Annotated in this window: 20 protein-coding genes; 13 read left to right on the top strand and 7 right to left on the bottom strand. The window is 42.1% G+C overall.

What is annotated here, in order from left to right; translation table 11 throughout:
* Positions 1 to 85: 85 nt before the first annotated feature.
* Complete coding sequence (locus IG80_RS0103590; RefSeq protein ID WP_032112599.1) at positions 86 to 646, bottom strand: lysozyme family protein; 561 nt, start codon at positions 644 to 646, stop codon at positions 86 to 88.
* Positions 647 to 898: 252 nt separating this feature from the next.
* On the opposite strand from IG80_RS0103590, the gene lpxC reads away from it, so the two are divergent.
* From lpxC to IG80_RS0103560, 5 genes are all read left to right on the top strand, one after another.
* Positions 899 to 1,837 (top strand): UDP-3-O-acyl-N-acetylglucosamine deacetylase, encoded by a 939-nt coding sequence (lpxC, locus tag IG80_RS0103585; protein WP_084756119.1) that lies wholly within the window; start codon positions 899 to 901, stop codon positions 1,835 to 1,837.
* Between the two features lie 354 nt (positions 1,838 to 2,191).
* Positions 2,192 to 4,792, top strand: coding sequence for a type VI secretion system ATPase TssH (gene tssH, locus IG80_RS0103580; RefSeq protein WP_032112598.1), 2,601 nt, complete (start codon positions 2,192 to 2,194; stop codon positions 4,790 to 4,792).
* 204 nt (positions 4,793 to 4,996) lie between these two features.
* A complete protein-coding gene (locus tag IG80_RS13095) occupies positions 4,997 to 6,547 on the top strand; it encodes an efflux RND transporter periplasmic adaptor subunit (RefSeq protein WP_052045975.1) in 1,551 nt (516 codons plus the stop codon).
* Between the two features lie 11 nt (positions 6,548 to 6,558).
* The gene (locus IG80_RS12365) at positions 6,559 to 9,825 is read left to right on the top strand and encodes an efflux RND transporter permease subunit (RefSeq protein WP_052045974.1); all 3,267 of its coding nucleotides are present in this window, start codon (positions 6,559 to 6,561) and stop codon (positions 9,823 to 9,825) included.
* Positions 9,826 to 10,052: 227 nt separating this feature from the next.
* Entirely contained in the window at positions 10,053 to 10,889 is an 837-nt protein-coding gene (locus IG80_RS0103560; RefSeq protein ID WP_052045972.1) for a class I SAM-dependent methyltransferase, read from the top strand.
* 55 nt (positions 10,890 to 10,944) lie between these two features.
* Here the strand turns inward: IG80_RS0103560 and recJ are convergent, their stop codons facing one another.
* Positions 10,945 to 12,744, bottom strand: coding sequence for a single-stranded-DNA-specific exonuclease RecJ (recJ, locus tag IG80_RS0103555; protein ID WP_075553149.1), 1,800 nt, complete (start codon positions 12,742 to 12,744; stop codon positions 10,945 to 10,947).
* 6 nt (positions 12,745 to 12,750) lie between these two features.
* Positions 12,751 to 13,122: a hypothetical protein gene (locus IG80_RS0103550; RefSeq protein WP_032112596.1), complete on the bottom strand. Its 372-nt coding sequence runs from the start codon at positions 13,120 to 13,122 to the stop codon at positions 12,751 to 12,753.
* Between the two features lie 58 nt (positions 13,123 to 13,180).
* Between IG80_RS0103550 and IG80_RS0103545 the strand changes: the two genes are divergently transcribed.
* The 5 genes from IG80_RS0103545 (at position 13,181) to IG80_RS0103525 (ending at position 19,817) form a co-directional block, all read left to right on the top strand.
* Complete coding sequence (locus tag IG80_RS0103545; protein WP_052045970.1) at positions 13,181 to 14,989, top strand: PHA/PHB synthase family protein; 1,809 nt, start codon at positions 13,181 to 13,183, stop codon at positions 14,987 to 14,989.
* A 107-nt stretch (positions 14,990 to 15,096) separates the two neighbouring features.
* On the top strand, positions 15,097 to 15,825 hold the full coding sequence (locus IG80_RS0103540; RefSeq protein WP_032112595.1) for a hypothetical protein: 729 nt from the start codon (positions 15,097 to 15,099) through the stop codon (positions 15,823 to 15,825).
* 112 nt (positions 15,826 to 15,937) lie between these two features.
* Positions 15,938 to 17,554, top strand: coding sequence for a flagellar hook-length control protein FliK (locus tag IG80_RS0103535; RefSeq protein ID WP_032112594.1), 1,617 nt, complete (start codon positions 15,938 to 15,940; stop codon positions 17,552 to 17,554).
* A 19-nt stretch (positions 17,555 to 17,573) separates the two neighbouring features.
* Entirely contained in the window at positions 17,574 to 18,473 is a 900-nt protein-coding gene (locus IG80_RS0103530) for a flagellar hook assembly protein FlgD (protein WP_032112593.1), read from the top strand.
* Between the two features lie 18 nt (positions 18,474 to 18,491).
* On the top strand, positions 18,492 to 19,817 hold the full coding sequence (locus tag IG80_RS0103525) for a flagellar hook-basal body complex protein (RefSeq protein ID WP_032112592.1): 1,326 nt from the start codon (positions 18,492 to 18,494) through the stop codon (positions 19,815 to 19,817).
* 41 nt (positions 19,818 to 19,858) lie between these two features.
* On the opposite strand, the gene IG80_RS0103520 is transcribed toward IG80_RS0103525, so the two are convergent.
* On the bottom strand, positions 19,859 to 20,440 hold the full coding sequence (locus tag IG80_RS0103520; protein ID WP_032112591.1) for an LOG family protein: 582 nt from the start codon (positions 20,438 to 20,440) through the stop codon (positions 19,859 to 19,861).
* A 280-nt stretch (positions 20,441 to 20,720) separates the two neighbouring features.
* On the opposite strand from IG80_RS0103520, the gene IG80_RS12360 reads away from it, so the two are divergent.
* The 3 genes from IG80_RS12360 (at position 20,721) to IG80_RS13090 (ending at position 24,081) form a co-directional block, all read left to right on the top strand.
* Positions 20,721 to 21,020, top strand: a complete 300-nt coding sequence (locus IG80_RS12360) for an STAS domain-containing protein (protein WP_052045968.1) — start codon at positions 20,721 to 20,723, stop codon at positions 21,018 to 21,020.
* 193 nt (positions 21,021 to 21,213) lie between these two features.
* On the top strand, positions 21,214 to 22,398 hold the full coding sequence (locus IG80_RS0103510) for a PP2C family protein-serine/threonine phosphatase (protein ID WP_052045967.1): 1,185 nt from the start codon (positions 21,214 to 21,216) through the stop codon (positions 22,396 to 22,398).
* 18 nt (positions 22,399 to 22,416) lie between these two features.
* Positions 22,417 to 24,081, top strand: coding sequence for a sensor histidine kinase (locus tag IG80_RS13090; protein ID WP_052045965.1), 1,665 nt, complete (start codon positions 22,417 to 22,419; stop codon positions 24,079 to 24,081).
* 174 nt (positions 24,082 to 24,255) lie between these two features.
* Here IG80_RS13090 and IG80_RS16510 read toward each other — a convergent pair whose 3' ends face one another.
* The 3 genes from IG80_RS16510 to IG80_RS0103495 form a co-directional block, all read right to left on the bottom strand.
* Positions 24,256 to 24,582 (bottom strand): PDDEXK nuclease domain-containing protein, encoded by a 327-nt coding sequence (locus IG80_RS16510; protein ID WP_198027151.1) that lies wholly within the window; start codon positions 24,580 to 24,582, stop codon positions 24,256 to 24,258.
* Positions 24,540 to 25,289, bottom strand: a complete 750-nt coding sequence (locus IG80_RS12355) for a PDDEXK nuclease domain-containing protein (RefSeq protein ID WP_198027149.1) — start codon at positions 25,287 to 25,289, stop codon at positions 24,540 to 24,542. Before IG80_RS12355 ends, IG80_RS16510 begins: the two co-directional genes overlap by 43 nt.
* 192 nt (positions 25,290 to 25,481) lie before the next feature.
* Entirely contained in the window at positions 25,482 to 25,991 is a 510-nt protein-coding gene (locus tag IG80_RS0103495) for a hypothetical protein (protein ID WP_232224314.1), read from the bottom strand.
* Positions 25,992 to 25,994 lie beyond the last annotated feature (3 nt).

Raw genomic sequence — 25,994 nt, 5'->3', positions numbered from 1 at the left:
TAACTCGCACGCTTCCTTTACTTTAAATCTAATAAAGGTTTTATTTATTACAGGCAATGAGTAAGGAGACTATCCATCTGCTGGCTTAAGGGAAGTCTGGCTCTGGGAAGATATCATCATACCAAGCAGGAGTCGTCATCAAAAATTTTGAGGTTCGTCTAATGTATTGGGCACCTCTAGAGCTTTGTTGGGAATGATAATCGCCAACGGCATAACCCCAAAGCCTATTTTTAGTTAATTTTTTATGAGCGTGAGTGTGTTGGTTGGCCTCAAAAAGTTGGCGTAAGTAACGAGCTCCGACTAACATATTTTCATAAATATTGCTCATTTCATGAATGTTAGAAAACTTATGACCGTGGTACAAATAATTTAACTGCATACAGCCAATATCCATACTAATATGAGGATTTTTTTTCAATTTTTTATGAATAAAGGTGATCATTTCTTTTTGAGATTTGAAATAAAATGCTTTACCACGAATATTGACCGACCAGGGCCAGGGACCAAGCTTTCCTAGATTGCTCTCGGCACTGGCAACGGCCCAGATAACTTCTGGCGGAACGTTCGTTTCTTTGGAGACTTTTTCGATATATTTACCACATAAGGTATGATCAGGATTTGACCTTGCCAATCCCGGGGAATTCATAAATACATAACAAATAAAAACTATAATTATCAAAATGTTACATCACTCCACTTTCCCTATACAATATAATATATAGATTTATATCTTAAAAAAGGGTTAGGCTTTGTGCCTAATTTTCTCAATGAATTCCTTGACATAAGCTCTAGACAGCTTCGCAGAAGAAGATAAACCTTACTATGTAATAGTTCGTAACATACTAAGGGTGGCATTTTGGGGGGGATTTGAGGCATTCTTGAAGTGAGGAGAACGAATATGCTTCATGATGTCGCCATTCTAGAGCAAACAAAAACAATTAAATCCACCCGACTTGCTCCAGTCAAGATATTAGCGCCTATCCATACAACGCAGCATACAGTTAAAAAGAATATAATCTGTATGGGAATAGGGGTTCATTCTGGTGAATCCGTTACTTTGAGGATTAAGCCGGCTGTAGCCGATACAGGCTATGTCTTTATTCGGACTGATTTGACAGAAAATAACCGCGTTCCGGCCCGTTGGGATACGGTTGCTGATACATCTATGTGTACCAAAATTGCTAACGAAGCAGGGACAACTGTTGGGACAATTGAGCACTTAATGGCAGCTTTCCGTGCCCTTGGCGTTCACAATGCGATTATTGAATTGGATGGACCTGAAGTCCCAATTATGGACGGGAGTTCCATTGAGTTTATTGAGGCTATTTTAGCAAGCGGCGGGGTTAAGCCACTGGCAACACCATTGAAGCAAATTCGTGTTCTTAAACCAATTCACGTCGTTCAGGGGAAAGGGGAGGCATGGTTGCTTCCTTCTGATGAGCCGCGCATTTCTATCTATTTTGATGGTTGTGGCCGTTTTCCGCAAAGTTGGACTTTTGATTACTACCCTGAAAAGGAAGACTTTACCACATTACTTTCGGAAGCGCGTACTTTTGGCTTTTTAGAGGATGGTAACAAGCTTCGCGCAATGGGATTAGCGCAAGGAGCTGATCTTTGCAATACCATTGTCATCGATGACAATAAAGTTCTAAATGCGGAGGGTTTGCGCTTTGATGATGAATTTGTTCGCCATAAAGTGCTTGATGCTTACGGGGATTTAATGTTGGTAGGGACAAGGTTGCTCGGACATTTTGATGGTCGCAACTCGGGCCATGGATTGAACAACTTAATCTTACGGGCCCTATTTGCTGATCCTAACGCGTGGGTCTATGCTTAAAATTTTTTAGTATGTATATATTATATATGTCCCACACCCTATAAATGTTGCTTCTAGCCTCGCCTTGGAGGCTTGTCTTTACCCTACCCGAAGGAGTTTATTTGGGCTCTTTTTACATGGCAAATTTTCCCACCTGTAATGAAGTAATTAAACTACCAGCAAATGAACTCTTCCCCCGAAAGTTGGCCTTATTTTGGGCTAAAATGGTCTGAAAATCATCTTTGGATGAATAAGGGGTGAGAGAATCTCAGTAAGGATTAACCTTATTATTAAAATAAAAAAATTAACTAAACTTTTTTATTTTTCTCAGGCATAGTTTATAGATGGCTTATTTCTATTGTTTAGGTTTTGACCATGGGGTTAAAATTAAAAAATCTTGTCGAAAAATTGAATCCGTCTTCTAAAAAGGCGTTAGAGGCAGCAGCAGCTCTATGTGTTCAAAAAACAAACTATAATGTTGAACTAGAACATTTTTTGTACAAGCTTCTCCAGCAACCCGATTCGGATATTGAGTTATTATTGCGCCATTATGAAATTGATAAAGAATCGGTTCAGCGTCAACTTCTCAACAGTATTGACAAATTCAAGCAAGGCTGTACCATCTCACCAACTTTGTCGCCGAACATCATTATTTTATTAGAAAAAGCTTGGATGATTACTTCGATTCATCTGAATCAACACCAAATTCGGTCAGCAGCAATTCTTTTGGCCCTTATTGACCATGATCCATTGCGGGGTGTAATCCTGGAAAGTTGCCCACTGATTTTGCGCATTCCAAGGCATATCTTGCGAGGTGATTTGGTCGAATTGGTGCGCGTCAGTCCAGAAAATCGCTATGTTGAATCGGTGACTGCACCTGTGCTCCCAACCCTTGTCCCTGCGGCGTCCTCTTCCATTAATGCGGGTGAAGCATTGCAAAAATACGCGCTTAACCTCACGGAACAAGCCTATCAAGGAAAGCTTGACCCTGTTTCTGGCCGCGAGGCGGAAGTTCATCAAATTATTGACGTATTGTCTCGGAAAAAACAAAATAATCCCATTTTGGTGGGAGATGCGGGAGTTGGGAAAACGGCCATCATTGAAGGGCTCGCCCAAAAGATCGTTGCTGGCAACGTGCCACCCAGCCTTCAAAATACGCAAATCTATACTCTTGATTTAGGTTTGCTTCAATCAGGCGCGGGGGTTCGGGGGGACTTTGAAGAGCGACTCAAAGGAATTTTAGAGGATGTGAAGCAGGCAAAAAAGCCTATTATTTTATTTATTGACGAGGCCCACACTTTGATTGGTGCGGGAGGTAACCTTGGCACCAATGATGCCGCGAATCTCCTTAAGCCCAGTCTTGCCCGGGGCGAGCTACGTACTATTGCCGCCACCACTTGGCCAGAATACAAGCGATATATTGAAAATGATGCAGCGCTTAACAGACGTTTTGAACTCATTAAGATTGAGGAGCCAACTCCTGAAAATGCGATGATGATGCTCCGCCGTTTTGTGCCTCAACTTGAAAAACACCATGATGTGCAAGTATTAAATGAGGCAGTTCAAGCGGCAGTAACTCTTTCTAAACGCTTTTTACCGCACCGGCGTCTTCCTGATAAAGCGATTAATCTTTTGGATACAGCTTGTGCCCGCGTTTCCCTTGCTCATAAAGCAACTCCGCCTTTAATTGATGAACTGAACAACGAATTGCAGCTTTTACAAATAGAAGCCTCCATGTTGCAGCGCGAGACAAAAAAGTCGGGTACTCATCTACAGCGTTTGAAAGAAATTACCGGCCGCATTGAGGTTATAAAGCTCAAAATTAAAGATTCTGAAGCTCTATGGCAGCAGATTCGTCTGCTGATTGATCAAATAAAAGCATTACATAAGCAGTTGTTATTGTTTGATCGAACCAGCACCGATGATGCGCTCATTGAAAAGCTCAATCACCTAGAAGAAACAACTAAGACACTTTCTAGAGAATTGAATCTTTCCATAGTAGTGGATCGTGATTGCATTGCTCAAATCCTCTCAAGTTGGACAGGTATTCCTGCCACAACGATGCTTTCTGTGCAACATGGTGTTGATTTTGAGTCGATATTTCAGAATCTCAGATCCAAAATTATCGGGCAAGATCAGGCGCTGAAACAGTTGTCACAGGCGGTTCTCACCTATCGCACTGGCCTTGCCGATCCTGGAAAACCGATGGGGGTTTTCTTACTTGTTGGTCCTAGTGGGGTTGGGAAAACGGAGACAGCTCAGGCGCTTGCCACTTTTTTGTCTGGTAGCCGTGATGCTCTCATTCGTCTCAATATGTCTGAGTTTCAGGAAGCTCACTCTCTTGCTTCTCTCAAAGGAGCCCCTCCCGGTTATGTGGGGTATGGCAAAGGTGGTCTCTTAACAGAAGCTGTTCGCCGTAATCCATATAGTGTTATTTTACTTGATGAAATCGAAAAAGCGCATCGGGACGTTGCTAATCTCTTCTATCAAGTTTTTGACAAAGGTATTATGGAAGATGGTGAAGGCGTTCGTGTTGATTTCCGTAATACTCTTATCATCATGACCTCCAATCTAGGGGCTGAATTGGTTCAAGATTTATCCGTTCCAAGTGAGGGTAATATTGAAACTGGTGATATTTTAGGTCAAGTTTTATCAACCCATTTTGGTCCGGCGTTGTTGGCGCGGATGACGGTTATCCCTTATCACTCCCTAACACTAACACATTTAACAGAAATTACTCATCTCAAATTAAATGATATCAAAGAGCGTATTTTGCAGAATTATCAGGCAAATTTAAAAATTAAAGAGGCGGATATTATTGCTATTTTAGGGCGAGTTGGTAACTCTTCTCAAGGCGCAAGGGCCATCGACAGGATTTTAAATACGCAATTTCTGCCCGAACTATCCAACTTTATTTTAAAAAATAAACAAACAGCGGAACCCTTGACTGAGATTACGCTGGCTGAGTTAATTTAGAGTGAACTCAATGCAAAAAAATCTAAGTTTGTAATAAATCAGTTAAATATTTTCGGATAAATTATATTTTCCTTGCAAAATTGTGAAAGATAGCACAAATCATAGCTATATGCTAATGTTATCGTGTGAATGTTAGTTTGTTACTAAAAGTTAACTTCTTTCATTCAAGATAATTGTAACGACAAGATTAAAGCGATTAAGAACATGCAGCGACCAGATCTTTTCTCTAAAATTACTAAAGACAAAATCCCGTTTATTATCGGTGGTGTCCTTGTGGGGGCTCTTGGATTATGGGTGCTTGGCAAAGTTCTAAGCCCCTGGGTAAGGCCTGCCATTAAAGATGCTTGTTTAGTTTACCTTGAGTTGAAGCAAAATCGGGAGAGCATGGGCGAACGTGTTGTAGATGTGGAGGCTGTTCGGGTTGCCGTTGGCACGATGACCAAGCGCGTTACCACTGTGGGAAAACTTCGCGCTAATGAGGAAGTGATGCTGCGTTCAGAGATGGCTGGTCGCATTTCCGAAATTAGCTTTACAGAAGGCGAAGCCGTTAATAAAGGTGATATCTTGATTCGCTTTGAAGATGCAGATCTGGTCGCCGAAGTGGATCTTGCTGAGGCTGAACTTATTTTAAGAGAGGCAGATCATGGCCGTATCACAAAGCTTCACAGCCAAAACATTGAAAGCGTTAAGAAGTTTGATGAAACAAAAGCTGGTTTGGCCATGGCAAAGGCAAAACTTGAAAAAGCGAAAGCTCAATTAGAAAAAGCCACAATCATTGCACCCTTTTCTGGAAATATCGGGTTAATTGATGTCAGTGTTGGTGCTTATGTTCAAGCAGGCCATGATCTTGTGAAGTTAGTTGATAACACGCCGATTAAGATTGATTTTAAGGTACCAGAACAAAATGTTCATGACGTAGGTGTGGGGCAAACAGCAGAAATGACGTTGGATGGATTTGTCGGGGAAATCTTTATGGCCACTGTTGTTTCAGTTGATGCAAGTCTTGATGGGGTAAGCCACAGTTTATCCTTGCGGGCAACAAATCCTAATGACGACGGTAATCTGCGCGCAGGGATGTTTGTTAATGTCAGCTTAATAGTTGGCGAAAAAGGAAACGCCATTATGGTCCCAGAATCCGCTGTAACTCGTGATGGAGATCGCGAATTTGTCTGGGTTGTTCAAAGTGGGCGTGCTGGACGTCGCCGGGTCATTACAGGGACGCGCGAAAAAGGAAAAGTTGAAATTATCCAAGGTTTGCGTGCTGATGAGTTGGTGGTCATTGCGGGGCAAATTAAACTCGGTGAAGGCACAAGTGTGAATGTTACCAATCTTGAAAGTCTAGAAGAGGCGCTGCAAGAAGAAGGTGAATCAGAAGCGGCGGAGCCAATCAAAGAGCCGGTGAAAGAAATAGCTTCAGCACCAGCAGCGTCGGCATCTTCTGTAGAGCCTAGTATAGAAACGCCGACTGAGGCAAATCCAGCAGTTGAGGCAAATCCACCAGCTGAGGCAAATCCACCAGCTGAGGCAAGTCCACCAGCTGAGGCAAATCCACCAGCTGAGGCAAGTCCACCAGCTGAGGTAAATCCAGCAGTTGAGGTAAATCCAGCAGTTGAGGCAACGCAAAAAGCTGATGAAGTGAACGAGCAAACCGCATCTTCGCATATAGAAGAAGAGCCTAAAGTACAAGAAAACAAAGGTAAATTTGCCAAAGCACTTCATTTTCTCAAGAATTTGTTTTCTAAAAGTAAAGAGTAAGGTAGTCGCCCATGAAATTATCTGAAGTTTGTATTCAGCGCCCCGTCTTTTCATGGGTAATGACGATTGTCTTGCTGCTCGTGGGACTTGTCGGGTTCAGCCGCTTACCGCTGCAACAGTATCCAACTGTAGAACGGCCTTATATTACTATTGAATCAACTCTGCAAGGAGCTGCCCCTGAAATCGTGGAAGCTCAGGTAACGCGCGTCATTGAAGAAGCAGTAGCGGGTATCGAAGGTGTTGTTTCAGTCTCTTCTACTAGCTCTGTTGATGATAGCAAAGTTGTGATGGAGTTTAGCCCAGGTCGCCGTGTTGAAGACGCTGCTAATGATATTCGGGATCGTTTAAACAAAGCAAAAGATCGCTTGCCGCATGAAATGAATGAACCGATTTTGACAAAGTCAAAAGCGGATGATAAGGCGATTATGACTCTGGCATTGACGAGCGATAAATTGGCGGCGAGTGAATTAGCCGACTTTGCCTTGCGGGAAATTCAAAAAGATCTTGAATCCATTTCTGGCGTAGCCCGGGTGGATGTGCTGGGGGGTGATCTTTATAAGATGCGCCTTAAGTTGGATCCTGTTAAATTGGCTGCCTTTAATATTACTGTGGCTGAAGTGATCCAGGCTATTAAACAACAGAACATCGAAAAACCAGCTGGAAAACTTATTAGTAATGACCGTGAATACCTGGTAACAACTGTTGCTGACATTGAAACGCCAGAGGAATTTAATGATTTGCCCATTATGACAAGAGATGGACATCTGGTTTATCTAAGTGACCTTGGGGCAGCTGAAATGTCAGCCAATGATAAAAAAACCAAGACGCGTTTTAACGGGAAAACCGGAATCAGTATTGGGATTATGAAACAAACGATTGCCAACCCTATTGATGTGGCGCGTGAAGTTAAAAAGATGATGCCGTCGATTCAGCAGCACTTGCCTGACTCCATGACGCTGAGCCTTGGAACCGACCGGACTCGATTTATTGAAGAATCGGTTTCGCGTATTTATTGGACTATTGGTGAGGCAACCGTTTTGGTTGTGTTAGTCGTATTCTTGTTCTTACGCTCCGCCCGCGCTTCTATTATTCCTTTGATTACAATTCCTGTGTCGTTGATCGGTACACTGTTTATCATGTATCTGCTTGGTTTTAGCTTGAATCGCTTTACCTTGATGGCGATGGTTATGGCTATTGGTTTGGTGGTTGACGATGCAATCGTGGTGTTAGAAAACGTTTATCGTTATATAGATGAGGGCGAAAAACCCTTTAATGCAGCCGTCAAAGGTGTGCGTGAAATCAGCTTTGCTATCGTGGCGATGACCTTGACACTCGTTGCAGTGTATGCACCAATTGCTTTGTCTAAGGGAACTGTTGGCAAGTACTTTACAGAGTTTGCGGTGACCCTTGCTGGTTCTGTCTTGCTCTCGGGATTTGCCGCCCTCACTTTATCACCGATGATGTGCGCGCGCTTGTTAGGTCAAGGGGAAGGTGCCTTTGCCATTAAATCTGCTGGTTGGTGGGAAAAGCTAAAGGAGAAAGTGCCAACGGATGTGTGGCTTGATAAACTTGAGACAGAATATGCACGGTTCTTGCGCCTCATCTTGTCACAAACAGGTGAAAACTCAGGTTACCACTCTTCTTATATGACGATTATACTGTATGTTGTCGCATTTTTGTTGGCCTATGTGATTGGGGGGCTTTTCTCCCCTGTGATTGGCCGCATTATTGCCATGGTGATTGCATTTGCGATTCTTTTATTGGTTGATCCAATCCGGCAAGGATTAGTCAATTGGATGATGAAAGTTCCTTATAAACCAATTTTTGCCGGCTTCATTGTGGCGTCTATTGGGATGCTCAGCTACTATGGCTTGCCAAAAGAATTATTCCCCACCGAAGATCAGGGTGCCATTTTCATTGATGGTCAATCAGCACAATCGGCAACATTGCAGTATACTGATAAATTCGTTAGTCAGCTGGATGAAGTCTTGTCAACCATTCCGGAAATCGAACGGCGAATTACTCAGATCAATAACCCGACCTACGATGTTAGTATTCAATTAAAAGATGATCGTAGTCGTTCAACAGCTGTGATTGAGGCTGAATTGAAAGCAAAGCTGGCCAAGATCACCGGGATCTCTGTTAAGTTTGAAGGCAGCGGTGGCTCAAGCGATCGCAGTGACTTGGTTGAGTTTATTATTGGGGGGAATAAGACGCACCGTGAAATCAAAGAACTTTCTCGTTTGACTACCAACAAGCTTTATGGGAATACCAATATCGCGGCTGTGTTATCCAATGATCACCCAGATACAGAAGATTTTACCGTCTACATCAGGCGAGACAAAGCGGCCGAGGGTGGAGTGGAACCAGGAGCAATTGCCGATACTATTGACTCATTGGTCCGGGGGCGCAAAGCATCTTCCTTTAAACGTGAAAACAAACTTTATGACGTTTTAGTAGAGGTGATGGATCAGGCACGTCAGTCTCCCAAAGATATTACGAATCTGTTTATGAAGGCGAATGATAAAAAACAAACTCTTATTCCATTAGCTGAATTGGTGGAGGTCAAAGCACGCTCTGGTCCGGCTGAAATTTTCCGCTACAATCGAGTTCGCGCCATTAGCCATACAGTAAAACTTCAATCAGGTATTGGTCAGATGGAAGGGATTAACATGGTGAAGGAGATCACTAAATCTGTCTTGCCTCGGGATGCGCGTATGGAGTTCACCGGGGATACACGCCGCTTCATGGATGAAAGTCAGAATATGTATCTGATTTTCGGGATGGCGTTGATCTTTATTTATCTGATTATGGCGGCTCAGTTTGAAAGTTGGATTGACCCAGCGATCATCATGTTCAGTGTGCCATTATCCTTGGCCAGTGCAGTTGTTACCTTGACTCTCATCAAGGGGGGAACGATCAACGTTTACAGTCAAATTGGTTTGGTGACCTTGATTGGGTTGATCACCAAGCATGGTATTTTGATGGTGGATGTGGCGAATCACTTGCGTACTGAAGGAGTCTCCAAACTCGATGCGATTGTTGAGGCCTCTAAGGTCCGGTTACGCCCTATCTTAATGACAACTTTTGCGATGGTGTTGGGCTCGGTGCCGCTGGCACTTTCTCAAGGAGCTGGGGCAGAGAGCTATCGTCAAATTGGTTGGGTGATCGTTGGCGGAATGACCATCGGGACTTTGTTTACTTTATTGGTATTGCCAGCGATTTATTTGACTCTCTCCCAAAATAAACGCAAGCAGATGCAGGAAATTGCGATTTAAAAGCAAAGGGGGGATGCTTATTCTTATTCAAAACAGGGCTGCTGTACTTAACTATGGGGCTTATTCTCACCCCCAGGCCAATGCTGAGGATAAAGGCCAGCCGGTATCCAGAATGATAAATCGCTATTGGTCTCATTTGAAGCGTTTAAACTCTACCTGGCTTTCTGCTTTCGCGAAAATAACAAGAGTGCAAAAATCCTTCGCGTGGTCAGTGGCGAGCCGTTTAAATGATTAAGTCTGCTGCAACAGCCTATCTTTTTGACCGCCGACTTCTCCGATTGCGGCGCTCGCGCCTGGATGCTATGGGTGTGAAGCGCACTCGTTTGCATCAATATTTACAACACCAACTCATCAATCGGCTTCAACTGATCAAACGTGATTTCCAAGATGTTTTAGTTTTGGGAGATGCTGATCTTGCTCACCTATTTGAAAAATCAAACTACTGGCAGTTTAGCCTCACGGGCAAAGCGTCAACCCTTCAGTTGGATGATGAGTTTTTACCTTTTGGCAGGGGCAAATTTGATCTTATCATCAGCGTTTTAGAAATGCATCACTTCAATGATATCCCAGGATTTTTGCAGCAGGTTAAGTATTGTTTGAAATCCGATGGGCTCTTTTTGGGCGTGTTTTTAGGCCAAGATACCTTATGGCAATTACGTCATGCTACCCAAGTTGTGGAGGAAGAGATTTATGGTGGGGTGTCCCCCCGTGTAGCACCAATGGTGAAATTGTCCGATGCTGCAGCTCTTATGCAACGTGCCGGATTTGCCTTGCCTGTCGTCGATATGGATCAGATTGAGATGAACTATTCAGGGACACAGTCTTTTCTGGAAGAGTTAAAAACAGTGGGGCTAAGCAATGTGATGCTGGAGCGTCCCCATAGGGGTGTGGAAAAAAAATTCTTGAAAGAATTAATTCAATTTTACGATCGTCATTATAGAAATTCGACAGGGATTTCGGCTGGCTTCACTGCTGTTTACTTAAGCGGATGGGCTCCTTCTGAGGCGCAACCTAAAGCGCTTACACGAGGAACAGCGACTGTCTTTCTCGGCGATTTTATTTAACCTTTTCCAAACTGCTGACCTGTAAAGTTAGAGTGAATTGAGCCCAATTCTCTCTTCATTCCAAATCCATGAGATCATCTAAAATAATGGTGACTTCTTCTCGGCCATTCCATTTATCGAGTTTGAGCGTACCGGCAAGGGCGATCATGCGCCCTCCTTGAAGTTGGTGCATTTTCTCCCCTAATTCTGTATCGAGAGCGCGAAACGCCATTATCTTGACTCGAGTCCCATCTTCACCGTAAGCAAACGCACGTAAGTGATTGACGCCAACCCGTTCCACGCCTGTAAGACGGACTTTATGCAGACAGAATTTTGGTGTCGGGTTACCATTGCCGTAAGGTTCAAGTAAGCTAAGCTCTGTCAAAAATTCCACCGTTGCTGCAGCCGGCGATAAAACGGCGTCTAGATCAAGGCGGGGCTCAATACCTGCGACAGCGGTGGCCAAATGATGGCACAAGAAATCCTGAAATCCAGCAAATTGATCCCGCATTACGGTAAAACCTGCGGCCATAGCATGGCCACCACCATGGACGAGCAAGCCTTTTTGGCAAGCAGCATGCATGGCAGCACCCAAATTAACGCCAGTAATGGACCGTCCCGAGCCTTTACCTACCTCCGCATCAAAACCAACAACGCATACTGGTTTTTGAAAGCGCTCTTTCAAGCGGCCGGCCACAATGCCAATGACACCTATGTGCCATCCTTCATCGCCTACCATAATCAGTGGATTTTCATGGAGACGTTGTTGCAGGATTTGCTTGGTTGCTTGTTCCAGAACAATTATCTCAATTGCCTGACGCTCTTTATTTAAGAGATCAAGTTCACGTGCGAGATGTTGCGTTTCGATGGTATCACGGCTGGAAAGCAGCCTTGTTCCAAAATTGGCTTTTCCGACACGTCCCCCAGCATTGATGCGGGGGCCCAACATGAATCCAAGGTGATAGGCACTCGGAGATTCGTCAATTCCCGCAATATCAGCCAGGGCTTTTAAGCCAAGATTAGCTCGATGATGCAGAATTTTTAAGCCTTGCGTAACAAAAGCGCGGTTGAGGCCCGTCAGGGGCATCACATCACAGACAGTCCCTAGAGCAACAAGGTCAAGGTAGGAGCGTAAGTCAGGCTCCTTTTTCCCTTCTCTAAACCATCCCTCATTCCGTAAAGCTCGATGCAGGGCCACTAAAAAGACAAAGCTCAACGCGGCGGCACAAAGGGTTCCGAGCGGACTCGTCTCATCAATGCGATTGGGATTGATGAGTGCCGTGACATCAGGAAGCAGCGGAGCCGACATATGGTGATCAATAATGATGACATCAAGTCCAATGGTTTTAGCATGGGCCAGCGCCTCAAAAGCGGTGGTGCCGCAGTCAACCATAATCACTACGCCATGTCCCTGTTGTTTGAGGTGGGTGAGGGCAGGGAGATTTGGACCGTAGCCTTCTTCAATACGTTGGGGGATATAGACAGTAATATCCACGCCAATATCTTCAAAGTAACGTTTTAACAAAGAAGAAGCCGTGGCACCATCCACGTCGTAATCACCAAAGACGGCAATTTTTTCTTGGGTTCGGATCGCTCTTCCCACACGAGACACCCCTTTATCCATATCTTTCAAGTGGCTGGGATCAGGCATCAATTGCTTCAATGTAGGGTTTAAGTAATCAGCAACCGTTTCGGGAGTGAGACCACGGGTTGCCAATAGCTTACCAACAAAGGGTGATAAATTAAATAGCTGACTAATGGCCAGAGAATCTCGTGTATCAGCGATTTTTTCATACCACTTGCGTCCAAGGGCAGAAAGGCTGCCGGAAAACAATATGGTAGTTGGCACCTTAGGGGAGGGGTTTGCAGTTAACATGGGAAGTTACGGTGCTTGGACTTTAGCAGTCTGATCAGCAGCAGTGCTTGCAGCTTCCAATTGCTTTTGGACATCACCAATGACTTGCTCAGAGGGATATGTGGGTCTCTCGGGCACATCGACAAGGCGTGGATAATCACCCTTCGGCAGCTCGAAACTCTGCTCAGGAAGCCTATCATTCTCACAAGAGGCGACGAGGATGCATAACCCAAAAAAAGTGATAAAAGTAGGTATATATCCAAAATACCTATTTTTATCTTGGGGCTCCTTCAAGAGAAAACAACGAAGAGCGTCGCACGCCCATACAAGCCGCCTCAAAGTTGCTGGCCGCAATCCTGTCTCTTCAGGTATTTTGGATATAGATGATTTTATTTGCATTTAGTTAATCTTTTCACTTTATACTGAGTGTAAGGGCTTTCGTTTTGAGTATGGTATCATGATCGATAAATCAAATAAAACTAATTTATCTGCTGCTTTTGGCTATGCTAAAGAGTGGCAAGATATTTGGATGAATGTTCTAGAAACCAATCGTGCGTTGGTGCGTGAGTCGGTAGAAGCAATGCTTCCTCATTTGAGGCAAACAGAAGAACATCCTGTGACGATTTTTGACCCTCAAATAGTGATTAAAACCTTGAACAAAGCAGTGGCAGAGCTTTCTAAAAAACCACAGTCAATCAAGGAATTGCAAACAGAGCATTTTAAAGGTGTGCTTAAGCTGATGGAAACAGTGACCCAGCACTTGCAGGGCCAAGAAGTTAAACCACTCATTGACGTTGAAACTCGCGACAAACGGTTTAAGAACCCCATCTGGAAGGATCATCCAGCCTTCTTCTTCATGCAACAGCTTTATTTATTGAACGCCCGTCTCTTAAAAGAGGTCTTATCTCAAATGGAAGAACTCGACCCACAAACATCGCAGAAGCTCGCTTTTTATACCAAGCACTTGATTGATGCTATGTCGCCCACCAATTTCCCGCTGACCAACCCCGATGTGATCCGGCAAACCTTCGAAACCAAGGGTGAAAATCTGATTCAAGGCTTCAAAAATTTTTTGAGTGACTCAGTCAATGGCCAATTAAATATCAAAATGACGGATATGGAGGCGCTCAAGCTTGGGGTAGATATTGCCACCTCTCCAGGAAAAGTCGTGTTTCGTAACGAATTGTTGGAGCTGATTCAGTATTCACCCACCACAGCAAAAGTACACTCAGTACCAATTTTAATTATTCCGCCATGGATCAACAAATTTTATGTGTTTGATTTGAAACCAGAAAACTCATTCATTCGCTGGGCGGTGGACAAGGGCTATACCTTGTTTATTATTTCATGGGTGAATCCCGACAAACGCCATTCGGGCAAAACATTGACTGATTATACCCTTCAAGGCGCGAAAGAGGCTTTTGACTTTGTTCGCCAATACACCAATCACAAATCTATTAATATGATTGGGTATTGCACCGGTGGTGTGCTGCTCAATTGCTTGATGACGTACTTGAAAGCTAAAGGAAAAGATAAAGAAATTAAAAGCGCAACCTTGATTGCGGCGCCTACTGATTTTCGGGAGGCAGGGGATCTTTTAGTGTATGTGTGCGAGGCGCAGCTGAAAAAGCTTGAATCCCACATCAAGAAAAAAGGTTATCTTGATGCCGGTTCGATGATGCAATCATTTAACTTATTGCGGGCTAACGATCTCATCTGGTCCTTTTACATCAATAACTATCTGATGGGCAAAGAGCCAATCCCTTTTGATATGTTGCATTGGAATAGTGATGCGGTGCGCATGCCTGGTAAGATGCATTCGGACTTTTTGCGTAAGATGTATCTTGAAAATCGCTTGATCCAACCGGGCGGTATTAAGATTGGTGATGTGCCGATCGACCTCACCACTATCACAACGCCAATGTTTATTATGGCTGCTGCGGATGATCATATTGCGCCTTGGCGGGCAGTATTTCCCCTCAGCACTATGGTGAAGGGTGCAACCGAGTTTGTTTTGTCGAGTTCTGGGCATGTGGCTGGCGTGTTTAATCATCCGGAAAAACACAAATATAATTATTGGAAAAATGGCCAAAAAGCGGAAACTGCCGATGAATGGCTGGCTTCAGCTGAAAAAGTTTCTGGTTCCTGGTGGCCTGTTTGGCAAGAGTGGATGGAAAAATTTTCAGGAAAAATGGTTGAGGCGCATCCTATTTCCGATAAAAATTCATTGGGTGAAGCGCCAGGTACCTATGTGGTAGCAAAATAGAATTCCAGGTTTGCGACTCAAGAAGGGGACAGGATAAAAACCATTGAAATAATTTTTTTATAATTTTACCATGATTTTTAGTTTGTTTATTAAAGGAAACATCGGTCATGTTAAAGATTTTTTTACTTGTACCTGCATTGGCTTCTTCTTGCTCAGCAATGGATTATGTGAGGGGATTTTTCAGCAATGAAATTACAATTCCTAGCCAAGAAGATTACACTCAAACCTTTCATTATCTCCATCAAAATCGTGATGAGTTAAATTTTGAAAACATTCGCGTCTCGGGAGAAATCTCCGTTCTAAATTACTCAATGCCTGCTTTTAAATTGGCTGTAGAAAACCCCCAGGATGTGATTGGTAAAGACTTATTCATGATGGTGGGGGATAGGTGTTATCAGTTCAAGGTCGCCGATTTCAATATGTCTTATGATCATTGGCTGCTAAAACAGGTGCGGTTGCATCCAGAACAAGCGGCGGCAGCTAGTGCTGCAGGATGGGCATTTTCCTATCTTCCCTCATTTCTAACCACTCCCCTTGTGACAGTAGCTGCTTTGGCTGGAGTCGGGTATGTTGGGTTGAAGCGCGGATGGATTTATTTTCCCCAAACAGAGGAGCCAATGCCAACGAGTGAACGTCTAAAAGAGCTGTTTTATCAACAAGTTGGCTATGGGACGACGTTAGCGCAACTCTTACAAAAAAATAAAGATGGCTTCGTCGGTAATTTTTCGCTAACAGGGGATAAGTTGACTTTTGAAGGAACAGTCGAGGATGGTTTCTGGGGGCTGCAAAAGCATATTAAATTGGGATTAAAGCCTGTGGCCTATAAGGTTGAATAAAAGATTCTAGGTAGGATTTTGAAATAAGATTCAACGATATTAATTTTTAAATCATCAAACTTGGCATGAGTTTTGCTTCTTTCATATGTAGAATTGAAAGAGGGAAAATTAGATGCCAATTCAGTCAACCGCTTCCCATATTTTAAAGCCTGATCTGCCGTTGGGAAAGGAGAGTCCTTCACCTTCTGTTGAAAAACAATTGTTGGAGAATCTCGATCTATTGTCGGGGCAAGAATCATTCATTCCACCTAAATTTGGGGAAGTATTAAACAGCTTCAATGATATACAATCAAAAAAATTACCGCCGAAAGATATTCATGAAAAAGCTCAGAGCCGACGTGACTCATCTAGGTTTGGATCTCGCCAAAATAGCCATTCTGTTTCTCGTGATTCCTTGGTGAGGTCAGAAAAAAGGGATAAACAAGCACTATCTTCTCAAGAGAAAATCACTTCCTCTAAAGAAAAACCGGTTTCAACCTCTGCAATTTCAAGAGCTGATAACGGTGAAAGGGTTGGGGTAACAGACTCATCAAGCCCTAATTTTCAAGAGGTTACTGAATCAAGACTTTACATAAAAGAGTCAGATGATTCTTTAATTAATTCGTCGCTACTTGATTCATCATTACCCATTTGTCTCGATTCTTTCTTTATCAATGATACTCTTCAGGGCATCAATGAACAGCAAAATCGTGTGTTTGAACAACAAAATGGGGTTGTAGCAGGACAAAATATTGCGGCAATGGAGACACTCACAGCGCAGACGATGCCTGGATCATTGACTGAAACAGCGGTCCCGACAGTCCATATCGAAGTCCAATCTACGGCCCTTTACTCTGATCCGATCCTTGATGAGCAACAGTTGAGTGCGGTGACTGATTTAGTAACCTCAGCAAAGAGCGAGGGGGAGCTTACCCCAGAACAACAAATTGTGACGGCACAGACAGAGTTGGCAGACGAAAAGGAACAGCGCTCTTCAATGCTTCTTGCCGACCTTAAAAAAGCAATAGACATAAAAGGCCAAGTTGAGACGCAAGGTGACTTACAGTCATTCGAGCGGGAAACCTTTTTGAGGCAAGAAGATGCTACGCTTTTATCACAACCACAGAGCCGGGAAACGCAAGCCACACGCAGTTCTCAGACTCAGCTTCATGTGTCCCAACAAACTCCTCCGAGTACAGTCGTAAACGCCCCAACAGTATCACTCTCACCAGGGGGCTCAAACAATAACCCGGGAGTAGCTCTTGGGCAGAACCCAATGTCAATGTCTAGCCAACCAGAAGCAGTCTCGACGTCTGGGGTTACCAGTCGCTCAAATTTGGATCGCGTCAACGCCCTAACGCAGCTGAAAGATCATTTTCACACGATGGTTGAAAAAGGTGAAACTCACCTGAAAGTCAATCTGCTACCCCAACATTTAGGTCGCATTGAAATCACCCTTGATATTTTAAAAGACACAGTGAAGTCGATTTATATCAATGCAGAAAAGCGCGAAACAATGGAACTTCTAGCGCGTAATTCTAAAGAAATTAACGAGATTTTTCAGGAGTTAGGCCTGGATTCTAATCTGGCGAATATGAACTTTAGTTCGGAACAAGATTCACACCTAGCTGATGATCAAAGCTTACAAAAAGCTGACTCTGGAGCAGTAGAAGAATCGCCAACAGAACACCAAGATCAGGAATTAGAAAACGAGAGTGACCCTGATGCGCTTGTCGACATCAAGGCATAATAATTAAGGAGAGAAACAAATGCCAGTACCTGCATCAGCAAAGACCGCGCTACCACCACCTGGAGGGGCGGGAAAGAAAGTAAAAGAGAAATCAGGCATGTCAAAAATTCTGGATCAAACTCGTGAAGAACAAATGAAGGTGTTTGAGAAAATATTTTTAGCGCAAGTCCAACACCCACAAGACCCGTTAAATCCGCCTAGTAATGAAAGCCTAACCCAAAACATTATGATGTTCCATAGTTCAGCTCAGCAGTCAAGAATGAACGAGTTACTTGAACAAATTAACACCAATCACATTAAAGCACAGGGGATTGCGGCTAAAAGTTATCTTAACAAAGAAGTTGAGTATCAAGGCAACGAATTTAGCTATGAAGGTGGTGAGGAAAATATAGCATTTCTCATGCCTGATAATATTAAAGAAGCAAAGCTGGCGATTGTGGATCCCACAGGAGCTGGGGTGACTTCAATTCCAATTTCAGTCGAGCCAGGGGCAAAAATCTTTAAATGGGATGGGAGTATTCACGGTCGTCCTGAAATCAAGGTGCCACAAGGTCAATATAAAGCAGCCGTCATTGCCCATACCAAAGATGATAACAAGGTTGAAGTACCGCTCACCTTTAAGGGAGTTGTCCGTAAAGTAGGTTATCATGATGCGTCCAGCGAATTTGCTTTGTTGGTCAGGAACACTCCCATTGAAATGTCAGATGTAGCAACTGTGAGTAAACCTGCTTCTCCTGAGCTGATTAGTATGACTGAAGGTGTGCAAGAGCAAATCAAACGTTATAATGAGTTGTCTGGCTACCTCAAAAATAGGCTCGATCAGAAAGTAGAGGCAAATCAGCTTAAAGAATCAGTAGAAAAGGCAAAACAAGTACTTGAGCAAGTTGAAGAAATGATTCCATTGCCAACAGTTAGTTAAAAAATAAGGAGAGTTTTTATGTCATTAACTTCTGCATTAAATGCGGCGATTTCTGGGTTAAATGCTTATAGTAGGTGTGTAGGTACGAATGCTGATAATATTGCTAAAGGGGGTGCTGTTGCAGCTAAAGCGAGAGAATGCTTTGTGGTGACACAAAATAGCAGTGACTCTGTTCAGCAGTTTACGCCGGGAGGAGTGAGCACGTCCATCCAACAATATATTACGGATGTTGGTGACACAGCACCTGCGGAACTCAATACCTTTATGGCCATCAATGGCCAGGGGATGCTTGTGGTTAATAGTTCAGCCACTCCCGCAACAGGAACTATAGGATTTAGCCGTGTTGGCACGTTTGATCGTGATGCAGCTGGTAATATTAAGAACACATCTGGTCAATATTTAATGGTTTTCCCAACAGATGCTACAGGGGCAATAAAGGCAGGGACGGATACGGTGACAACAGCTGGTCTTGTGGTTGCTTCAACGGCGGGTCTAAACGGTGCTCCTGTTGCTTCTACCAATGTTAAGATGGGTATAGACTTACCCAGCGGTGCTACTTTATATCAGAGTCAGACTGTCCCAATAAATGTCGTTGATTCTTTAGGCGTCTCACATATCATTAGTGTTACCTGGACCTTGACGACTGTGGGGACGCCTCTTACCCCTCCAACATGGTCGGTGTCCGCGTCAAGCGCAGAAGCAGGCGTTACCATTGCAGCTCCTTATGTGTACACAACGCCACCTCCCACACCGCCGGCAACATTGCCAGCGCCAGTAGGGGGGATGCCTGTTACTTTTGATGCCAACGGGAATCCGATAACATTTAATGGGGCTACTACTCCACCAAACTTGCAGATTACTTGGAACTCCAATGCGGCACCTACATCATTAACTATGTTTATGGGAACGCCAGGTAATTCAGATGGGGTGAGAGCAAATGCTGCAAAGGCGAATCTGACGGGGGCTACGGTTGATGGTCGTGTATCTGGTAATTATCAATCATTATCGATTAGTTCTACTGGCCTTATTTCTGCCGTATATGATAACCAGTCAATAGTACCCTTTGCTCAGATTCCTATGGCAATGTTCACAAATTTTAATGGATTACTAGAAGCATCGGGAGGTGTTTTTAGTGTTACATCTGACTCAGGTCCTTATCAGTTAACTATTCCTGGTCAGAATGGATCAGGTGGAATTTTAACATCCTTTATTGAAGAATCAAAAATTGATTCCACGAACGAGTTTACCGACCTCATAGTAAATCAAACAAACTATTCCTATAATGGCAAGGTGATTGCAGCGGCTCGCGATATGATGCAAGAACTACTACGCAACATTTCTTAAACAGAGTGCGCCCCCTTTTATAAGGGGGCGTAGATCTGTTTTTAGCCAACACTGGGCTCTTTTAGCCGTGATTCAATGCCATTTTCCAGGATATCTAAAACTTCATCCGGACTATCCACGAATGTTGCAAACAAGGCATGACCTGTTGGTGCAAAGTTTTGCTCAATAATATTATGAATGAGTTTTCTCAAAGGATCCCAATATCCATTCACATTGACGATGATGACAGGTTTATCATGCATCTGTAGTTGTCGCCATGTTAAAATCTCAAAGAGCTCATCAAGGGTGCCAAAGCCACCTGGCAAGACGATAAAAGCATCCGCAAGCTCTGACATTTTTTTCTTTCGGGTATGCATCGTGTCCACAATATGCAATTCTGAAAGACTGGGATGAGCCCCTTCAAAGTTTTCAAGCAGTTTTGGGATGATCCCAATAACGCGGGCACCATTGGCCATAGCATTGTCTGCCACCAGTCCCATCAGACCCAGTTTGCCGCCGCCAAAAATAACCTGCAAGCCTGCTTTGGCAAGGACCTCTCCCATTCGTACGGCCGCATCTTTGTAAATTTGATCGGCCCGGACAGAAGCGCCACAATAAACACAAACACTTTGAATATTTCCCATCAAATATTCCCTCTTGTTATTCGCTCTACATTTTACTGTAACTTATCTATTTAAGATTAGACATATAAATTTTAATTAAAATTGTATATTATTCTGATCGCTTTTCGAGCATAGGAAATTATAGGCATCAGATTGAAGGCAACTTTAATATGGGTGCACTGCGAGGAGTAGGCTCTCGTTAAGATAAAGCCAAACCGACTTCAGATGTGAAGGCAGAAATTCTGAGATCGAAAGGTGATCAGTACCTCCCTATTAAACAAGTATTAAGACTCTTTTTGGTATGATTAAAATCAGAATGATAAAATTTCATTTGATTGAGGGTATTGTGGATTACACAATTAAAGCAGCTGGCGAAGAGATACAGGTAGACCTGAAAGGGCGTCTGACATTTGCCGATTATGGTGCATTTAAAGAGCTAACAGAATTATTCATCGAACACAATCCCAGAAATTGCCTCCTGGATCTATCCAATCTTGAGTTCATCGATTCAGCAGGGTTGGGTATGCTATTGATTGCGCGAGATAAAAATGCGCATGAAAGATGGAAATGTGACTTTAAAAGGAGCGCAAGGACAGGTTAAAAAAATGCTGGATTTAGGGCATTTTGATAGCTTATTCAAAGTTTTGTAGAGGATGTTACATCTCCACAACGATCAGTTTTAAAAAGGGAAGTGACAAGAACTTTCTTTGGTCAAGTTGATCGTATTTTAGCCCACTTTTTAGCGCACTTAAGGATGACCAAATTCAGCTTGTTTTTGAGGCGAGGAGGTAGGGATGGTTAGTACTGATATTTTTAGCCAAATGCCTTCAAGTCTTTATGATAATCGAATTCTCGTAGTGGACGACACAACCATTAATCGCGAGTTGATTTCCAGTTATCTGAAAACAGCTGGCTACAGGAATATAGTGACAGCTGTTGATGGTGAAGATGCTTTGGAAAAAATTAAACAAGTAGAACCTGATCTCTTAATCTTGGACTTGGTAATGCCAAAGATTGACGGGACGGAAGTTATCAAGATTTTAAGAAATGATAAGAAGACTTCTAAACTGCCCATTCTCGTTCAAACAATGATCAGTGATCCAGAGCAACGCAAAGAAGCATGGGCCTATGGTGCAACTGATATTATTACCAAGCCAATTCATAAATTAGAGTTGTTGTCGCGTGTTAAAGTCCAACTGCAAAATAGCTATTTAATCAGAACGTTAGAAGGCTATCAAAGGCTTACCAGTGAAGAAATTACGAGAGCTTTAGACCTGCAGAAAACATTGTTACCTTCCACGCAACAATTGCAGGAGCTTAGCGAGAAATATGATATAAAAGTTGATTCGTTATTTCTGCCTTCTCGCTTTTTAAGTGGCGATATGTGGGGAATTTACGAAATTGCTCCAGGCAAACTTATTATTTGGATTTGTGATTTTTCAGGTAAAGGGATTAGTGCGTCTCTGCTTACTTTCCGTTTACATACCCTTTTTCTTGAATACCGGTATAAAATATTAAGCCCAACTGAGTTGATTCGCAGTATTAATAATCGATTGAAAGAGATGATCCCAATTGGCCATTTTTGTACGTGTTTAATCGGCTTAATTGATCTTGAAACAAAGAAAATGTCCTATGTTTCAGCCAGCGCGACTCACCCCCTTGTTTATTATCCGAACGAGCAAAAATTTGTCATTGGTGATGGTTCAGGGATACCCTTGGGTATTTCCAGCGAAGTTGCTTATGAAACACGCACACTTGAGATTCCTGTAGGTAGCTCATTGGTTTTATACAGTGATTTATTATGGGAGGATATTGGAGCGATTCCGGGGATTTCTTTTCTGCCAGAGAAGTTACCTGAGCTCATTTATGATCTTCAGGGTCGATCGATGTTGAAGGTAATTAAAGAACATATCCATGCTTTAGGTGAGACAAGTTTTTCCGATGATTTAACGCTGATTGAATTAAGTATTTCCCGTTAGCTGAAAGTGAGAGGCCCCATGAAACCAAAAAATCTTATGTTTAAAGACATCTTAATTTATTTTTTGGTGGCTTTTTTTCTCTGTTTTTTATCAGTTTTTATTGTTTCATTTATCAGCTTTAAAAAATTATATCAGCAGTCTGTTGATGAGACTTCCCTTGCTATTTCCGGAGCCTTAAAAAATGAAGAGACAAGATTTGAAAATATTATATATTCTTTGGCTATTTGGAATCAAAGCTATCAAAATATCTCTCTCAATCTCAATAAAAAATGGATTGAAGAAAATATTGTTTACGATATAAAACACAGTCATGATATTCCCCTCTTTGCGGTTATTAATAGTGAAAATGACCAAGTCATCTATTCAACTGATGCCACATTTTTAGAAGTGGGAAAAAGTATTTCAAGTGAGATTAAAAAATTCCTTAATTTATATATCAAACAAGAAGGTTCAGAAAAAACGAAAAGCGGGCTGGTTAAAGTTTACTCCTCACTATACTTGTTATCAGTTGCTTCAGTGAGTGAAGTGAATGTCTTTAACCACCAAGAGACGATAAAACCAACAAAACTTGCCGTATTGATCGGTACTCCTTTTAATGAAACTTTTTTAAGAAAAATGGCAACTAACTATAATTTAGGAAATCTGAAATTTTACTCTTTGGATCAAAAGGACTTTATTGCCGGTCAACCCTCCTACCTCGTGCATGAAGAAGGGAAGAATTTTGGTTATATCAGCTGGTCTCCGCGTGATAAGACGCAAAATTTGTTACTGACGATTATCCCCACTGGCTTTATTGTGATTTTCCTTTTGTCCTTGATTGGTGTTTTAGTTGCCAGAAAACTGGCCCGCGTTTCTTATAATTATGAGCAAATGATTTGGGATCTATCAGAACTTGCCAATAATCTGGAGAAAGAAAAACTTGAAACCAGCTCCGACGTTGAAGCTAAAAATCGATTTATGGCGATGATGAGTCATCAAATCCGCACCCCCATGACGGGATTGGTTGGTATGATTAGTTTATTGAAAGAAACAGAGTTAACCGATGCCCAAATCAAATACGTCAACACGATGGAATTTTCTGCCGAGTCTTTGCTCAAACTTGTTGACTCCATTCTTGAGTTTAGTCGGTTAGAATCTGAGCAAGTAAGCCTTAGTTTTAGCAATATAAATATCCGACAGCTTGTGGATGAGGTGCAGGGACTCTTGTTGCCAATTGCTTTGCAACGCAAATTAAAATTTGAAGTTTTTTTCAGTAAAGAAGTGCCCCTGATTGTTCGTTCGGACGCTATTCGATTGCGACAAATTATCTTGCATTTAGTGACGAATGCTTTGAAATTTACAAAGGTTGGTTCCGTTAAAGTCAACGTGACGGCGGTTCCTTTGCCAGAAAATCGTGCTGAAATTGGAATTCAGGTTATTGATACAGGCGTTGGTATTGCGGAGGGATTGCGCCAATCCTTATTTGAAGAATTCTTTAAGGTGGATAGTGGAAGACCACAATCTGGCGAAGGCATCGGGCTTGGTCTTGCTATTGTCCAAAGCTTGATTAATTTGTTGCAGGGAAAATTAGGGGTTGAAAGTAAGCTTGGCCAAGGAAGCACTTTCTGGGTACAGTTCCAAGTAGATGTCGTTGAGGCTTATGACAGTGGCAATCATCAGGAAGAATACTCATCCGAAAATTAGGCGGGGCTGTTGAAAAAGCCCCGAGGGTTTTCTTTGAGCAGATATTGAAAAGAGGGTAGAGCACTTAAGTATCTGATTTTCTTCATTTATAGAAAGTAAACAAATACAGTTAATAATCCAAAGTAAACTATATGACTTTAACCGAGGCTTGTTGATAAAAATTCACCCTTTATTCTAATCTTCAATAGTTTCTAGTAATTGAGCAAATTCCTGTGGCGAGGGGATATTATTTTTTAGCTCTAAAGGCAAAGCATTTTGAGACAAAGTGTATTTTGATACTCCCATAGGGTTAGTTTTAGTTTTTAAAGCATATTCTACTACTAGATTATTTGCTTCTTTACATAACAATAAACCTATTGTTGGATGATCAGCTGGCTGTTTGAGGTTCTTATCGACAGCTGTTAAATAGAATTCTAATTGTCCTAAATAACTCGGCTCAAATTTACCGGATTTCAATTCTACAACAATATAACAGTGAAGCTTTGTATGATAAAAAAGCATATCAACATAAAAGTCGTCCCCCTCCCCCCTACGGTTAACTTGTATTGGTTGCCTATAAAAGCAAATCCGGTTCCAAGTTCCAAAAGGAATGCACGAATGTGATCAGTAATCTTTTTTTCTATTTGCCGCTCCTGTGCAGTCTCTTCTAAGCATAAAAACTCAAGATTATACTCGCTTTTAAATAAACTTTGCATCAGGTCGGATGTAGAAGAGGGAAGGGTAGATTTAAAATTTGTGAGGGATTTTCCTTGGCGATTATATAAATTGTTTTCAATCTGTAAAACTAAGGCATTTCGGGACCACCCATTTTCGATTGTTTTCTGGATATACCAAATTCGTTGATCAGGGTCTTTTATTTTATCGAGAATAGTTTGATTATGATACCAGGAAATTTGCGCAGGGAGCGCCTGCGTAATTTCTAGATTAGGATATGCAGCAGCAAAAGTTTGCATATAGATTAAATTCCGATCTGATAATCCTTTCATTTCAGGGAACTCGTGATGCAAATCTTTAGAAAGCTGTTGAATAATTTTTGCTCCCCATCCTAATTCTACCTTACGCTTAATAATTTTACGGCCTATTTTCCAATAAAGTAAAATAAGTTCCTTATTAACTGATAGATGGGCGCGAATTCTGGCTTGTCTAATTTCTTCTTTAAGTAAGGATAAGGTATCCATGTAGGAAGCTTGATTTACAATATTTGACATACTATGGAGATCCTTTACCCTTATCTACATTTATATTGGATTAAAGCGTTTATTTAAATTCTATTATATCTAAAGGAAGGATAAAGGAAAATAAAGTAATAGAAAATTTTTGAGCTAATATATTGTATTGTTTAAAATACTTTTATATTTCATTTTTAACCTATTTGATACTATCAGCGAGGTATGATGTAATTAAAGTAGTTTATTTGATTTTCCAGATTTTATGTGCATGTCGCATCGTTTTTTCAATACCTCAGAATAATATTCAACTTGCATTATCCCATCATCCTGAGTAGTTAACTCAATTTTGTAATTTCCAGATGAAAATAAAACTCTTTTGCTTGGTGAAAATGGAAGTCTATTATTTGTTGTAAAAGAATCTACAAGTTTATATTTTTCTGATAATACTTTGAATACTTCATCATATTTTTTCTCACTCATAGCTAATCTTACCCCCTGTAGCAATCCTTTCGCATCAAGTCTAAAGTAAGCAGTATATGCTCCATCTAGGTCGATTAAATTTGGAATTGACAGGATATAACTTCTTAATATCTCATCACATCCTGTGTATCCCTTCTCCAACAAGCCCATTGCTTGTAAATCTTTGAGGGTTACTTCCCCAAGTTCAAAGCCCAGAGGCGCAGGAGCGGCATACGAACAAGAGGTAAAACTTAAAAATAACGTTGGCAGTAATGAAGCCACAAA

The organism is Candidatus Paracaedibacter symbiosus, assembly GCF_000757605.1.
GTDB classification, from domain to species: Bacteria; Pseudomonadota; Alphaproteobacteria; order Paracaedibacterales; family Paracaedibacteraceae; genus Paracaedibacter_A; species Paracaedibacter_A symbiosus.
The sequence above is the reverse complement of the archived record's forward strand: the minus strand, read 5'-3'. Positions and strand labels throughout refer to the sequence as shown.